9 protein-coding genes are annotated in these 14,541 nt (G+C 52.7%); 6 read left to right on the forward strand and 3 right to left on the reverse strand.

Annotated elements, in window-relative coordinates:
- Positions 1 to 17: 17 nt before the first annotated feature.
- Entirely contained in the window at positions 18 to 836 is an 819-nt protein-coding gene (locus WCT94_RS15490; protein WP_181844915.1) for an oligogalacturonate-specific porin KdgM family protein, read from the reverse strand.
- Positions 837 to 1,596: 760 nt separating this feature from the next.
- Here WCT94_RS15490 and WCT94_RS15495 point away from each other — a divergent pair.
- Positions 1,597 to 3,357 carry a type III effector HrpK domain-containing protein gene (locus WCT94_RS15495; protein WP_336870254.1) on the forward strand — a complete coding sequence of 587 codons (1,761 nt, stop codon included), beginning with the start codon at positions 1,597 to 1,599 and terminating at the stop codon, positions 3,355 to 3,357.
- Positions 3,358 to 3,394: 37 nt separating this feature from the next.
- Here the strand turns inward: WCT94_RS15495 and WCT94_RS15500 are convergent, their stop codons facing one another.
- Positions 3,395 to 3,571, reverse strand: a complete 177-nt coding sequence (locus WCT94_RS15500) for a hypothetical protein (protein WP_015840395.1) — start codon at positions 3,569 to 3,571, stop codon at positions 3,395 to 3,397.
- A gap of 147 nt (positions 3,572 to 3,718) precedes the next feature.
- Here WCT94_RS15500 and WCT94_RS15505 point away from each other — a divergent pair, with 147 nt between their 5' ends.
- Positions 3,719 to 4,726: a Gfo/Idh/MocA family protein gene (locus WCT94_RS15505; protein ID WP_336870255.1), complete on the forward strand. Its 1,008-nt coding sequence runs from the start codon at positions 3,719 to 3,721 to the stop codon at positions 4,724 to 4,726.
- A 21-nt stretch (positions 4,727 to 4,747) separates the two neighbouring features.
- On the opposite strand, the gene WCT94_RS15510 is transcribed toward WCT94_RS15505, so the two are convergent.
- Positions 4,748 to 5,644 carry a helix-turn-helix domain-containing protein gene (locus WCT94_RS15510; protein WP_336870256.1) on the reverse strand — a complete coding sequence of 299 codons (897 nt, stop codon included), beginning with the start codon at positions 5,642 to 5,644 and terminating at the stop codon, positions 4,748 to 4,750.
- Between the two features lie 144 nt (positions 5,645 to 5,788).
- Between WCT94_RS15510 and WCT94_RS15515 the strand changes: the two genes are divergently transcribed.
- The 4 genes from WCT94_RS15515 to uca all read left to right on the forward strand — a co-directional run bounded on the left by WCT94_RS15515 (position 5,789) and on the right by uca (position 14,539).
- Entirely contained in the window at positions 5,789 to 7,117 is a 1,329-nt protein-coding gene (locus WCT94_RS15515) for an MFS transporter (RefSeq protein WP_336870257.1), read from the forward strand.
- A 114-nt stretch (positions 7,118 to 7,231) separates the two neighbouring features.
- Positions 7,232 to 8,908, forward strand: a complete 1,677-nt coding sequence (locus WCT94_RS15520; RefSeq protein ID WP_336870258.1) for a glycoside hydrolase family 43 protein — start codon at positions 7,232 to 7,234, stop codon at positions 8,906 to 8,908.
- A gap of 221 nt (positions 8,909 to 9,129) precedes the next feature.
- On the forward strand, positions 9,130 to 10,932 hold the full coding sequence (gene atzF, locus WCT94_RS15525) for an allophanate hydrolase (RefSeq protein ID WP_336870259.1): 1,803 nt from the start codon (positions 9,130 to 9,132) through the stop codon (positions 10,930 to 10,932).
- Positions 10,925 to 14,539 (forward strand): urea carboxylase, encoded by a 3,615-nt coding sequence (uca, locus tag WCT94_RS15530; RefSeq protein WP_336870260.1) that lies wholly within the window; start codon positions 10,925 to 10,927, stop codon positions 14,537 to 14,539. Before atzF ends, uca begins: the two co-directional genes overlap by 8 nt.
- Positions 14,540 to 14,541: the final 2 nt, after the last annotated feature.

The following is a 14,541-nucleotide window of genomic DNA, read 5'->3' on the forward strand; positions in this document are numbered from 1 at the left end:
ATAAAATTCGGTATTTCTTAGAAAACGTAGTTGAAACCAACCTTGATTTTCCCCTGACGGCTTGATGATGTGCTGGATTGACTAATATCATCATACTCAATGTAAGGAGTTAGCTGTTTGTTTAACTTATATTGAACTTTGAACTGATGCTCATAGTCCGTTTTACCATTGTCATAGACGGCGTATTCTCTTTCCGTGAATTCACCCTTGCTATATTTATACGATTTTGTGGTGTTATCACCGATATAGTAGTTAAAGACGTAAGTCAGATTAATATTATCAAAACCAGAATACGTTACCCCAGCATCCAGACGGTGGCGTCCAGTGTCGGATTTTGACAAATAAGATTCCCCTGCGTGACCATATTTATCTGACGTGGAAATGGTCGAATAACGCGAGCTACGTGTCGGTTTCTTATATTCATAACGGTAGCGGCCATAGGTGGACCAGTCGCTGTTAATTCGGTAGTTATATTTCAGCCCCGGCTGATACATCATGCTGGCATTGCCGATGGAGAATTCAAAGCTAGGGGTTAAGGTGGCGGCCTTGCTTAGCTTGAAGTCCTTACCGATCACCATGCCGCCAGAGCCGCCCTGCATGTCATCATAGGCAACGTCGTAGTTGCTGTTCCCGCCTGCTGACGTACTGAATTTGACTTCGTATGACCAGCCGTTGGTTTTCTTGTGAATAAGCTTGATGGAGTCTGCGTGGCGGCGGTCTTCCGTCTTCCAGTTATGTTCGTACTGAAAGGTCGTTTTGCCGTCGGTTTCTGCCTGAGTGAGGAAAGGAGCGAATCCGGCACAAACGATGAGTAGGTTACGTGTGTATATTTTCATTCTGTCTTTCTCTTTCTTGATGAATAAATAATATTATTGGCGAGTGCAGTCTCTATCTTTAAAACCAGACAGTGGATGCCATTTCTTGGGCGTAAAAATAGAATCACCAGAAATGATGATGACGCCATTAATAATGTCAGACAGGGCGAAATCCCTGGTCAATCAGTTTTTTATCAATTCATTTACGCTTCCTTATATACGACGTTGCTTATGCGTCTTTCAATCAGCGAAATGGCTTATGCTGATGAGTGAATGTCGATAATTTACACCGCTTACTGGTTGTCCTAATTATCAGCAGACTTGATAATTAGGTCGTGTGGCATTATGGTGAAAAGGAAACGATGTTTCATTTATACGGATCACACATTTGGTTACTCTTTGAAATTTTTTGTAATCATTTCGTCTGGTTATTGTAAGAGCAAGGAAGGGCGGTAACGACGATCGTTGTTGTCAGGTTGGGAGATGTATCTCTTGATCGTTAATGATGATGGTGATATGTAATTGAACAGTCGTTAACCGGTTATCTGTCTTATTCTCTGCATCATTCCGTGAATATTCTGCGGAAAGCGATTTCCATAAAAATGAATAAGCGACCAATAGCCATCAAATACTCCTGAATATTTTCAGGGAACCTATCGCGTTTTCATTCCACTCACTTATACCCGTCATCCTGCGAGCGGCACGCTTGCTGGCCTTTCTGTGCTCGAATGACGCGGGAGACTCGTTTGTTAGGCCTGATGACAGCAGAATGGAGACAGTAATGATCAATCGTATTGATAACGGAAACCGGTGGGGAAATGCCGCGTCTTTGCCTGCGCAACACAATACAGAAGCGAATCGGCAGGGGGGGCAAACGGCGGCATTGCCCACTGCACGGTCGGGTTCGCGCTCAATCGATTTTGGCGACGCGTCGCCGAGCCTGTCGCCAGTGCCTTCTGGCCTGAGAGCAATGGCACCTGCGCGTGTGCCGCCAACTATGCAAATTGCCGACAGTTCACTGATTGCGGAACCCAAGCCTCCCGTCGATCTTCAGGCGATAGATAGCTCGGAGCACAGTAACGCCAGAGCATTGGAAAAGTGGTCGGCATTGTTGAGCGATCTGCCGGAAAATGAACGCGAAAAGGCGGCAAAGGCGCTGAATCGCCCGCTGGCAGCGGCGAAAATGTTACAAGAGGGCGGCACGAACGCGGAAAAAGCGCTTGTCTATCTGCGTGAAAATCCGGCGATCTACACGGCGATGGATACGGCAAAGGATGGCGGTAGAGCCGACGGACATATCTCGAATCGGGATACCAAATCCTTTATTAAAAGCATGGAGCGACGTGCCAGCGATGCCAGCCATGCTGTGCAGGAATATCGGGAAAAAAATCCGACAGCCGATGCACAGTCGCTGCGGTTAGTGCAATCTTCCGCGCTTTTGCTCGCCAACGAGCCGCTGCTTAATGCTGCCGATGCCAAAAAATCCTACACGCATTCTCCGCCGCAAAAGAACGATCGCACCAGCACCCTGACCGATCTGAACGCGATTATTACCGACAACCCGACGCTGTCACCTCAGCTAAAAACGGCTGCCCGACTGTGGTCTAATCCCGGGCTGTTCGGGATTCTGGAACATGCGGATGTCAAAGGGGAGAAACTGGCGCGAGTCCCACATGATGGCAAACTGATGATGAAGGACATGAAAAGCTGGATCCGCGAACAGGCACCAGTGAACCGTCAGGAAGCGGCAGATACGCTACACAACGCGGCTGCGCTGGGGTTGGCGGCAAAAACTGATATCAGTACGTTGAATGAAGCGGTTTTTACCCGACCGCAGCAGTACAGCGGGGCGCAAAAGTCGGCGACGTTGGTCAAACTGCAACAGACGCTGGAGCAGGTGATGGCGGGGCGCGAGTACCGGAATACCGAAGAAACGGAAAAGGTGTTAAATCAACGTATTGAAGCGCTACAGAAAGACGGGGATGTGATTCAGCATTTTGAGCAGGCAGTGCCGCGTGAAATCAACACCATTTTACTGTCCGATCCGCTGCTTGCGCAGGCGGCGATGAGCCAACGTTTCTCTACGATATCACCGACCGCGCTGCGAACGGTTGGACTTGATGCTTCCCCCTCGGCTGCATTACATGAGGGGACAGGAGTAAAAAGCGATGCGCAGGCGGTGAAAGAGGCCGGGCGCAGCGTGATGAGTTTTGCTAAATCGTCGCTACATGCAGAGGATTTAACCAAGGCGGCGGGGAGTAAAACGGCCATTGGGCTGGCTGGTAAAGCGGGCGCAGCGATTGCCGGAAAAGTCGTGGGTGCTATCGCGGGTGAGGCCGCCGGTGCTGCTGCCGCCTCTGCCGTTGGTGCGGCCGCAGGGCCGGTGGGATGGGCGGTGAGTGGGGCGCTCAGCATCGGTATGGGGATTGCGGAACTGGTGAATTTTTTCAATGCCAAAAGCAAACTCAAGAACCGGCGGGAAGATTTTGCCAAAACGGTTAACCCCGCGCTGGAACAGTTCAATATTCCCAAACCGCGCTGATACGCCAGCTTAAATTTCGAACTTAAATTTCAATGGCTTAAATTTCAAAACCTGGGGCGACTTCTTTCACTGGTTTTTTACACACTTCGGGCTTGGGTTGGTTCGCGGGAAGGTTTTTGCAGTCAGGCGCAAAAGGGTTCAACGCATCGCGATTCAGATAGAGCACAAACAGGATCAGAATGATGAGAGGGATAAGAATACGTTTTCTTTTCATGGCTATCTTTCTTGGTTGCGTTGCGGAAAATGTGGATATGTTAAAAAACGGGAAAAATTCTAACGCGTTACGCGGCTTTTGTCTTTAGCCTGCTCGGTTTCCGCCTTATTGTAGCGGTTTGGCATGGCGATATCGGCAGAGGTGAAGATGAAAAAGATTCGATTTGCGGCGATTGGGTTAGCGCACAACCACATTTATGACATGTGTCGGCAACTGGTCGATGCAGGAGCGGAACTGGTTGGCGTGTTCGAGTCCGATCCAAATAATTGGGAAAAATTCATCTCGCTTTTCCCCTCCGTGCCTTTTGTGGATTCTGCGGAGCAGCTGATTGGCGACGCCTCTATCGAACTTATTGCCTGCGCGGTCATTCCCTGTGACCGAGCCGAACTGGCGCTGCGCACGTTGGAGGCAGGCAAAGATTTCTTCACCGCCAAACCGCCGTTGACTACGCTGGAGCAGTTGAATGCCGTCCAGCGTCGGGTCGCGGAAACCGGCCGCAAGTTTGCCGTGTACTTTAATGAGCGAATTAATGTGGATAGCGCGCTGTTTGCCGGTGAACTGGTGCAACAGGGTGAGATCGGTCGAGTGATTCAGACGATCGGCGTGGGCCCCCATCGTGAACGCGGCGCGCGGCCTGACTGGTTTTATCAAAAGCGTCAGTACGGCGGGATCCTCTGCGATATCGGTATTCATCAGATCGAACAGTTTCTCTATTTTACTGGCAACACCGATGCGCAAGTGGTGACCAGCCAGACGGCGAATTATCACCACCCGCACCAGCCAGAATTTGAGGATTTTGGTGATGCGATGCTGCTGGGTGGCAATGGGGCAACGGGCTATTTTCGCTGTGACTGGTTTACGCCGGATGGGTTGAGCGTCTGGGGCGACGGCCGTCTGACGATACTGGGGACAGAGGGCTATATCGAAATCAGGAAATACGTCGATCTGACGCGTGGCGAAAGCAACGTCGTTTATCTGGTGAATGGCAAGGGCGAACAGCGCTTTACCCCGGCAGGCAGCGTCGAACGCACCTTTTTCCCGAATTTTCTGCGTGACTGCCGTGAGCGCACTGAACTGACGATGTCGCAAGCGCATATCTTCAAGGCGACGGAACTGTCGATTCTGGCACAGCAGGCCGCGAAGAAGATCGCCTGACGCTCGTACGAGCGCTAAACGTCAATCCGGCAGACACGGTGTCATTTGAACTGGGGCCGCTAAATTTTGTGATGCCCAGATCCTGTGTCTGAAGGTGGCGGGGCTACAGCCCATGACGATCTTAAACTTCATGCAAAAATATGCGCTGTCCGTAAAACCAGCATTCTCCGCAATTTCTGCGATTTTCAATTCCGTCGAGGAAAGTAATCGGATGGCATGCTTTATTTTCTTTAATAGCATGTACTTTTTAAACGTCATGCCAAAGTAACTCTTAAATAACCGAGAGAAATACGATTTAGACCAGTTGCAGGCGGCAGAGGCTTCTGCCGTGGTGATCTCAGATTCGGTACTGTTTTCCAGACTGTACAAATATTTTATCAGGGTTGATGCGCTGGACGTGACATCGTGGCTGTTTTCATTTTCTTCCTGGTTTTCAAAAGAAAATACCAATTCCAGAAATGAGGAAAATAACTTTGTTATTAATAGCGATGATTTGTTGTGGGTAAATAACTCATTGCACCAGGACAGAAGGGTATCAATACGTTCAGCATTTTTTTCGTCTATATGGAAGACGAGAGGTTTTGACTTCTTTAACGACGTAATCGATGGGTTTGTTTCATTGATGAAATCATTTTCAAACTGAAATAAGTAGCGCAGATGATCGAGTTGCGGCGATAAAAACATATCATGAATGACGAGGGCGGGGACGAAAATAAGCGTGTTATTCTTAATTTTATACTTGTTGTCATTAATGGAGAAAAGTCCGTCCGCACGCCGGAACCACATAATTTCATTCATGAAGTGATAGTGTGGAATCACATCACAACCGTTAAATTTTGAAACATCATCCTCGACCAGCGTATAAAGCTCCCCGGTTAAAACAGGAATGATTTCGTAAATGGGATGTTCGTCACTCATAGGGTTCACTTTCATTATATTTTTATCTTTTTTTTATACATATCTCCTGAATAAAAATCAATAACCTGATTTTGAGGATGAGAGCGTGAGCCTGCTCTGAATCTAAAAAAGGGTTGAACTCTGTCAAATTGATGTGGGGGAGTTATGTCTGATTCCGCAATAAGTATTAAAGAAAAAATAGGGTATGGATTAGGGGACACGGCCTGTAATTTGGTCTGGCAGACTGTGATGCTGTTTATGGCTTACTTTTACACCGACGTATTTGGCTTATCGCCCGCCCATATGGGAACGATGTTTTTAGTGGTTCGGGCAATTGATGCGGTCATTGACGTCGGTATCGGCGCCCTGGCGGACAGAACGCGAACCCGCTTTGGGCAGTTCAGGCCTTATATTCTCTGGTTCGCCATTCCCTTTGGTGTGGTTTGCACGTTGACGTTTTATACGCCTGATTTCAGCTACACCGGAAAACTGGTTTACGCCTATGCATCTTATCTGCTGCTGTCCATCGTTTACAGCGCCATTAACGTGCCGTACTGCGCGATGATTAACAACATCAGTAACGACTCCCGCCAGCGGGTTTCTCTCCAGTCGTGGCGGTTTTCCCTCAGCGCCATCGGTGGGCTGATCGTCTCCATCTCGGCGTTGCCGCTGGTAAAATACATTGGCAAAGGCAATATCCAGGAAGGCTATTTTTATACCATGATGGTATTTGGTGCATTGAGTATTGTGTTCTTTTACCTCTGTTTCTCCAACACCCATGAGCGATATATCTCTCCGGTAGAGCAAAATTCAGGTTCTGTCTGGCGTGATTTTAAAACGCTGTGCGGGAACCGCGATTGGCGAAGTATGTTCACGTTAAACGTTATCAACCTGATTGCGGTGTTATTCAAAGGCGGTAGTGCGATCTATTATTGCAACTATGTATTAAATCGCCCGGATATTAGCACGTATTTATTAACCACGGTGATTATTTCTGGAACCTTCGGTGCATTCATTTCACCACACGTCTTTAAAAATATTGATAAGGTGAAAGGGTTTAAATATGCGATGTTCCTGGAAGCCATTTTACTGATTATCGTCTATGTCATCACACCCGATATGCTGTGGCTGGTATTCGGCACTGTCATACTGGTGAATATTATTCAGGGGGCGGCGACGCCATTGCAATGGGGAATGATATCGGACGTGGTTGACGTATTGGAAAAAGAGAGCGGCAGGAAATTAAGCGGCATTGTGTTTTCCACCAATCTGTTTGCAATTAAGTTAGGCATCGCACTGGGTGGCGCATTTATTGGCTGGCTATTATCCTGGAGTGGTTATATCGGTGGGGCTGACGTTCAGCCAGAAAATGCTGTTAATACCGTTGCACTCCTGTTCTCTATTTATCCCGCAGTGCTGGTTTTTAGTCTGGTCATTATTATGAATCATTACACCTTGAATGATGCCAGACTTGAGGTAATCACCAAAGCCTGAAAATAAATCGCGTCATAAATACGAACCTCATAGTAATAAATACTAAAAATTCGCCATGCAGATAATGCTGCCTGACGTTATGTTTCTCAAGAGTCGGTTATCACGGAGTGCTTCATGATCCAAAATCCTATTTTTAAAGGGTTCAATCCCGATCCGTCTATTTGCCGTCGTAATAATGATTATTATGTGGCAGTTTCCTCCTTTGAATGGTTCCCCGGTATGCCGGTTTACCATTCTACTGATCTAAAAAACTGGACGTTGCATACCCATATTTTGAGCGATGAAAAGAAAGTCGATTTAACGCGACTGCCGTCGGCAAAGGGAATCTGGGCACCCTGTCTGACGTGGTGTGAGGAAGAACAGCTTTTTTACGTCATTTACGGCGTCATGAACTCGATGCATGGCCGATATTTCGATGTGGACAACTATTTGATCACCGCGCCGGAGATTACCGGTCCCTGGAGTGAGCCTGTCTATTTACATTCGGGCGGTTATGATGCCTCGATTTTGCATGACGAGGATGGGCGGAAATGGATTGTTGCCGTCGATTGGGAAACGCGTGATGGGCACAATGGCGCGATTTCTCTGGTGGAGTATTCGCCAGAAACGCGGTCTGTGATTGGCTACCCGAAAAGGATTTGGTCGGGTATGACGGGGATCGGCGCGGAAGGGCCGCACCTGACAAAGCGCGGGCGTTACTATTATCTGATGTGCGCGGAAGGTGGAACGGGCTACGGGCATTGCGTGACGATGGCGCGGGCGGAACAGGTCTGGGGGCCTTATGAAAGCGATGCGGGTAACCCGATTCTCACGTCGGTGAATCCGGCGTTGTTTGAAAAGAATAACGCGGAATATGAGAAGCCCGATTTTTCTATTCTAGGCGTGAAAGACTATCTGCGGCCGGAGTGTTTTAACCCTGAGGTGAAAATACAAAAAGCGGGTCATGGCAGCTATGTCGAAACGCCGGAAGGAGAGGTGTATTTAGTCCATCTCTGCGCACGGCCTTTCCGGCCAGAATTATGCTGTCCGTTAGGGCGTGAGTCGGGAATTCAGAAAATGCGCTGGACGGTGGATGGCTGGATGCGGCTGGAGGGGGATGACAATATCGCGAAAGAAGTCGTCGAACCGAGTGCCTTGCCGGAAGCGCCGTCATGCACGCCGTCAGTGCGCGACCACTTTGATGATGACACGCTCGCTCTGCATTACTACGCCCCACGGATTCATCCAGACGCTTTTACCGATCTGAAAAGTCGGGCAAGCCATGTCTGCTTACGTGGGCAGGAGTCGCTCAGCTCCACGAATAAAGTCAGCCTGCTGGCGAGAAAATTGACCTCTGTTTATACGACAGTGAAAACCAAAATGTATTTCGCCCCAGAGGTATTCCAGCATAGTGCCGGGCTGGTGCTGTACTACGACAATATGAATTACCTCTACTTAAACAAGCACTATGACGAAGAAAATCAGTGTGCGGCACTTTCCGTCATCCATATGGAAAATGGCGCGAAGCGTGAAGACTGGCAGGGCAGCACGCGACTTAACGCCGACGCGGTTTATTTACGGCTGACGATTGAAGGGCGGGCGATGTCCTTTGCCTGGTCGTATGACGATGTGCATTATCAATCGGTCGGAAAGGTCTATGAAACGATAAAATTCTCGGATGAATACAGCCAGCATGGCGAATTTACCGGGACGTTTGTCGGGATCACCTGCGTAGACAGTGTATTGCACCAGCATGCTGCGGCATTTGATTTCTTCGATTATCAGGCGGACGAAGCCCGAGACGTTGAATAACTATTGTCATAGATGACTATGCGTCAGAAATAACCATGGGATCGACGTCTTGTTTACGCGTTAACCACAGCAGCCGTGCTCCGTGATGGCGCACGGTTGTTCCTTTTCTGTGCACTGTGATGCGGTGATTTAGTCTAATTTCATATAAATCAATAAAATAAAAGCTGGCATGGTTTTCGCTTTAGTGAATTCAATCTTGTATACCAGATGGGATTCACATCATGCCAAGAATGACAGGGCTCACGCTTCAGGAATGGAAACAGCATTATCACCAGCAGGCCGATCGCGTTGGTGATACGCTAGACGCACTACTCGCCAGTTTGTCGACGGACGATCCGGCGTGGATCGCACTGGCGACTCCCGAATTGCTTCAGGCACAAATCGCGGCGCTCTTGCCTCGGTATCGTGAAAATCCAGACGCGCTGCCGCTGTTCGGCGTTCCTTTTGCTGTCAAAGACAATATTGATGTCGCAGGCTGGCCAACGAGCGCAGCATGCCCGGCATTTACCTATCTGGCTGACAACGATGCGACTGCCGTTGCCAAACTGAAAGCGGCAGGGGCGATTGTCATTGGCAAAACCAACCTCGATCAGTTTGCGACCGGTCTGGTCGGCACGCGCTCACCGTTTGGTGAGGTGCCAAACACCTTTAACGCCGAGTACATCAGCGGCGGTTCCAGTTCAGGTTCGGCCTCGGTGCTGGCGCGCGGGCTGGTTGCGTTTTCGCTGGGAACTGATACCGCCGGGTCGGGGCGCGTTCCTGCCGGGTTTAACAATATTGTCGGCCTAAAGCCGACAAAAGGGTGGCTATCGGCAAGCGGTGTCGTACCGGCCTGTCGCCTGAATGACACTATCTCAGTATTTGCGCTGACCGTTGAAGACGCCTTTACCGTCGCTGAACTGGCTGGCGGATACGATGCCGCGGATGCCTACTCGCGCAGCCATCCCGCCAGTGCGCCAGCGGCGCTGCCAGCGACGCCGCGCTTTGCTATCCCCAGCGATCCTACTTTCTTTGCTGACGCTGTCGCTCAGGCGGCTTGGCAACACGCGCTGGTCGAATTAGAAGCGACGGGTGCGACGCTACACCCGATCGATTTCAGTATTTTCACGCAGCTAGCCGATCAACTTTATCAAGGCCCTTGGGTAGCGGAACGTACCGTCGCGGTGGGCGATATGCTGCGGCAACCCGAGAACATGGACCCAGTGGTGCACGGTATTGTGGCGAGTGGCGAACACTTCAGTGCGGTAGAGGCGTTTAAAGCCGAGTACCTGCGTGCTGAACTGGCGCGTCAGATTCAGCAGACGCTGGCGTCGTTTGACGCGTTAGTTGTGCCGACGTCGCCGACCATCCACACGCGTGAGGCGATGAAGCAGGAACCGGTGCGCTACAACTCCCAGTTGGGCACCTACACCAACTTTACCAATCTGGCCGATCTCTCGGCACTGGCGCTGCCAGCCCCTTTCCGCACGGATGGTCTGCCTGCGGGAATCACGTTGATTGCGCCCGCCTGGCACGACCGTGCATTAGCGAGCTTCGGCTTGCGCTGGCAGGCACAGCTGGCGCTCACGCTGGGGGCAACAGGAAAAATGCTGCCTGTAGGACAGGCTACCTTGCCGCCTTCCACATTACACGTTCGTCTTGCCGTCGTCGGTGCGCACCTGACGGGCATGCCGTTGAACCATCAGTTGACCCGCCGTGATGCCGTACGGGTGGAAGAGACGCGCACGGCGGAAAACTATCGTCTTTATGCGCTGGCGAATACGCAACCGGCGAAACCCGGTTTAGCGAAAAGCACAGATGGTGCGGCGATTATCGTCGAGCTGTGGGACATCCCGCTGGCGCGTTTTGGTGAGTTTGTCGCAGAGATTCCGGCGCCGCTGGGTATTGGCACGCTGACGTTAGCCGACGGACGGCAGGTTAAAGGCTTTATTTGCGAACCGGCTGCGCTGAGCGACGCCGTGGATATCACGGAATTCGGCGGCTGGCGCAACTGGCTTGCCCGTCAGGAGGCGTCTCATGTTTAAGACCGTACTGATCGCTAACCGGGGTGAAATTGCCTGCCGCGCCATACGCACGCTGAAGCGTTTGGGGATAACCAGCGTAGCGATTTATTCCGATGCGGATAAAAACGCCCAGCATGTGAAAGAGGCAGACATTGCCGTATCCATTGGCGGCGAGAAGGCCAGCGACAGTTATCTGTGTATCGATAAGGTACTGGCCGCCGCACAGCAGACGGGGGCAGAGGCTGTCTGGCCGGGGTACGGTTTTCTGTCAGAGAGCCTGCCGTTTGCCGCCGCGTGTGAAAAGGCCGGCATTGCGTTTGTCGGGCCAACCGCCCAGCAAATTGGCGAATTCGGCCTGAAGCACCGCGCCCGTGAATTGGCGGCCGCGGCGGGGGTACCGATGACGCCGGGAACGCCGCTGCTGGCCTCGCTGGAGGATGCACTGTCCGCTGCCGCAGACATCGGCTATCCGGTCATGCTGAAAAGTACCGCCGGGGGCGGCGGCATTGGCCTGACTCGCTGTGCGGATGCCGTGGCGTTACAGGCCGCGTGGGAGAGCGTGCGCCGTTTGGGCGAGCAATTCTTTAGCGATGCAGGCGTCTTTCTCGAACGCTGCATCGATCGGGCGCGTCACGTCGAAGTACAGATTTTTGGCGATGGTAAAGGCCGCGTGGTGGCGCTGGGCGAACGTGATTGTTCACTGCAACGCCGTAACCAGAAAGTGGTGGAAGAAACGCCCGCACCGCATTTGCCAGACGCTACGCGCGTGGCGCTGCTGGCCTCGGCGGTGAAACTGGGTGAGTTGGTTAATTACCGCAGTGCGGGAACGGTAGAGTATATCTACGATGCCGAACGCGATGCGTTCTTTTTCCTCGAAGTGAATACCCGTTTACAGGTGGAGCATCCGGTGACGGAGTGCGTCACCGGGCTGGATCTGGTCGAATGCATGCTGCGCGTCGCGGCGGATGAACCATTGGACTGGGCGCAACTGATGCAGGCTCCGCGTGGCGCCGCGATTGAGGTGCGTATTTACGCGGAAGATCCGCTGAAAAACTTCCAGCCTAGCCCCGGTGTGCTGACCGAAGTGGCGTTTCCCGATGACGTACGGGTTGACGGCTGGGTGAGCACCGGCACCGAAGTATCGGCGTATTACGATCCGATGATCGCCAAGCTGATCGTTCGCGCGGAAACCCGTGAACTGACGCTGGAGAAGATGCAGCAGGCGCTGAATGCCACGCGTTTGCACGGTATTGCCACCAACCTCGATTACCTGCGCCAGATTGTCGCTACCGACGCATTCCGCAATGGAACCGTGTGGACGCGGATGCTCGACAGCTTTACGCCGTCTGCCTCGGTGATTGAAGTCATTCAACCCGGCACCTGGAGCAGCGTGCAGGACTACCCCGGACGCCTTGGCTATTGGGATATCGGCGTGCCGCCGTCTGGCCCGATGGACGACTTCGCGTTCCGGCTGGCGAACCGTATTGTCGGTAACGATGAAGCCGCGGCAGGGCTGGAGTTTACGCTGCAAGGCCCGACGCTGCGATTCCACCGCGAGGCGGTGATTGCGCTGACGGGAGCAGACTGTCCGGCGACGCTGGATGGCGAAACGGTGCCGTATTGGCAACCGGTGACGGTAACGGCCGGGCAAACGCTGACGCTGGGGCGCGCGCAGTCCGGCTGCCGTACCTATCTGGCGGTGCGTAACGGCATCGATGTGCCGCAGTATCTCGGTAGCCGTTCGACGTTCGCGCTCGGGGAATTTGGCGGTCATGCCGGAAGAACGCTGCGCGTAGCGGATATGCTGGCGATTTCTCAACCTGACTTGCCCGCCTGCACCACGCCCGCGCCGGTGAGTGCCCCGCAGGCCGTGGACGCCGCACTGATTCCGCAATACGGCGATGAGTGGCGTATTGGCGTGCTCTATGGCCCGCACGGTGCGCCGGATTTCTTTACCCACGCGGCAATTGATGAGTTTTTCGCGGCAGAATGGCAGGTGCACTACAACTCAAACCGGCTGGGCGTGCGTCTGGTCGGGCCAAAACCTACCTGGACGCGGTCGAACGGCGGCGAGGCGGGTCTGCATCCTTCCAACGTTCACGACTGTGAATACGCCATCGGCGCAGTGAATTTTACCGGCGATTTTCCGGTGATCCTTACGCGGGACGGGCCGAGTCTGGGCGGATTTGTCTGTCCGGTGACGATTGCCAAAGCGGAACTGTGGAAAGTCGGTCAAGTTAAGCCCGGCGATCGTATTCGTTTCCATCCCATCAGCGCGGATGAAGCACTGGCATTGGAACAGGCGCAGTCTGACTGCGTTTCCACGCTGGCAGTCGCTCATGCACCTGCGTTTGACGTCCCCTCGCTGGCGACGACAGAACACGGTTCTGCAACCGTGCTGGCTGCGGTACCGGCTACCGCGACTACGCCCGCTGCCGTGTATCGTCAGGCAGGGGATAACTACATCCTGATTGAATACGGCGAGAACGTGCTGGATCTGGCACTGCGGCTGCGCGTGCATCTGTTAATGGCGGCGATCCGCGCTTCAGAGACCGCGGGGATCGAAGAACTGTCGCCCGGCGTGCGTTCGCTACAGGTGCGCTACGACAGTCGGGTTCTCCGTCAACGTGCGCTGCTGGACGTATTGCTGCATCTGGAAAGCCAACTGGGCGACGTCAGCCAGATGACAGTGCCATCGCGTATCGTCCATTTACCGATGGCGTTTGAGGATAGCGCCACGCTCGGCGCGGTGGAACGTTACCGTGAAACCGTACGCGCCAGCGCGCCCTGGCTGCCGAATAATGTCGATTTTATTCAACGTATTAATGGCTTGGCGAGCCGTGACGAGGTGCGCGACATCATTTTTGATGCCAGCTACCTGATTCTGGGGCTGGGTGACGTTTATCTCGGCGCGCCCTGTGCGGTGCCAGTCGATCCGCGTCACCGCTTATTGAGTTCCAAATACAATCCGGCGCGTACTTTCACCGCCGAAGGCACGGTCGGTATCGGCGGGATGTACATGTGCATCTATGGCATGGATTCGCCGGGCGGCTATCAACTGGTGGGGCGCACGCTGCCGATCTGGAACAAATTCCTCAAAAACGATCAGTTCATTACTGGTGAACCCTGGCTGCTGCGTTTCTTCGATCAGGTGCGGTTTTATCCAGTCAGCGAAGCCGAACTCACGGCGCTGCGTGATGACTTCCGTGAAGGACGCGCCGCGATCCGCATCGAAGAAACCGAGTTTGATTTTGCTGAGCACTCACGTTTCCTGACGGATCAGGCCGACGACATTGCCGCTTTCCGTCAGCGTCAGGCCACGGCGTTTGAAACAGAAGTCGCGCTGTGGCAGCAGGAGGATGAGAGTACACCGCAGGAAAGCGTTTCGGCCGCGCCTGTGGAGAACGACGAGAGCGCGTTTCAGGTGAGTGCGGACATGAACGGCAACATCTGGAAAGTGCTGGTGAACGTGGGAGATGTCATCGAAGCCGGACAGCCACTGATTATCGTCGAAGCCATGAAGATGGAACTAACGATTAGCGCGCCGCAGTCTGGTCGGGTGAAACGTATCGGCTGCCAGCCAGGTCGACCGGTCAGCCCCGGCGATGCGTTGCTATGGCTGGAGTAAAG

This window comes from Pectobacterium sp. 1950-15, assembly GCF_037136835.1.
Taxonomy (GTDB): domain Bacteria; phylum Pseudomonadota; class Gammaproteobacteria; order Enterobacterales; family Enterobacteriaceae; genus Pectobacterium.

What these genes read in the sequence shown, in the direction of transcription:
- WCT94_RS15490 (WP_181844915.1), bottom strand. Translation starts at nt 836, where the DNA reads ATGAAAATATACACACGTAACCTACTCATCGTTTGTGCCGGATTCGCT.
- WCT94_RS15495 (WP_336870254.1), top strand. Translation starts at nt 1,597, where the DNA reads ATGATCAATCGTATTGATAACGGAAACCGGTGGGGAAATGCCGCGTCT.
- WCT94_RS15500 (WP_015840395.1), bottom strand. Translation starts at nt 3,571, where the DNA reads ATGAAAAGAAAACGTATTCTTATCCCTCTCATCATTCTGATCCTGTTT.
- WCT94_RS15505 (WP_336870255.1), top strand. Translation starts at nt 3,719, where the DNA reads ATGAAAAAGATTCGATTTGCGGCGATTGGGTTAGCGCACAACCACATT.
- WCT94_RS15510 (WP_336870256.1), bottom strand. Translation starts at nt 5,644, where the DNA reads ATGAGTGACGAACATCCCATTTACGAAATCATTCCTGTTTTAACCGGG.
- WCT94_RS15515 (WP_336870257.1), top strand. Translation starts at nt 5,789, where the DNA reads ATGTCTGATTCCGCAATAAGTATTAAAGAAAAAATAGGGTATGGATTA.
- WCT94_RS15520 (WP_336870258.1), top strand. Translation starts at nt 7,232, where the DNA reads ATGATCCAAAATCCTATTTTTAAAGGGTTCAATCCCGATCCGTCTATT.
- atzF (WP_336870259.1), top strand. Translation starts at nt 9,130, where the DNA reads ATGCCAAGAATGACAGGGCTCACGCTTCAGGAATGGAAACAGCATTAT.
- uca (WP_336870260.1), top strand. Translation starts at nt 10,925, where the DNA reads ATGTTTAAGACCGTACTGATCGCTAACCGGGGTGAAATTGCCTGCCGC.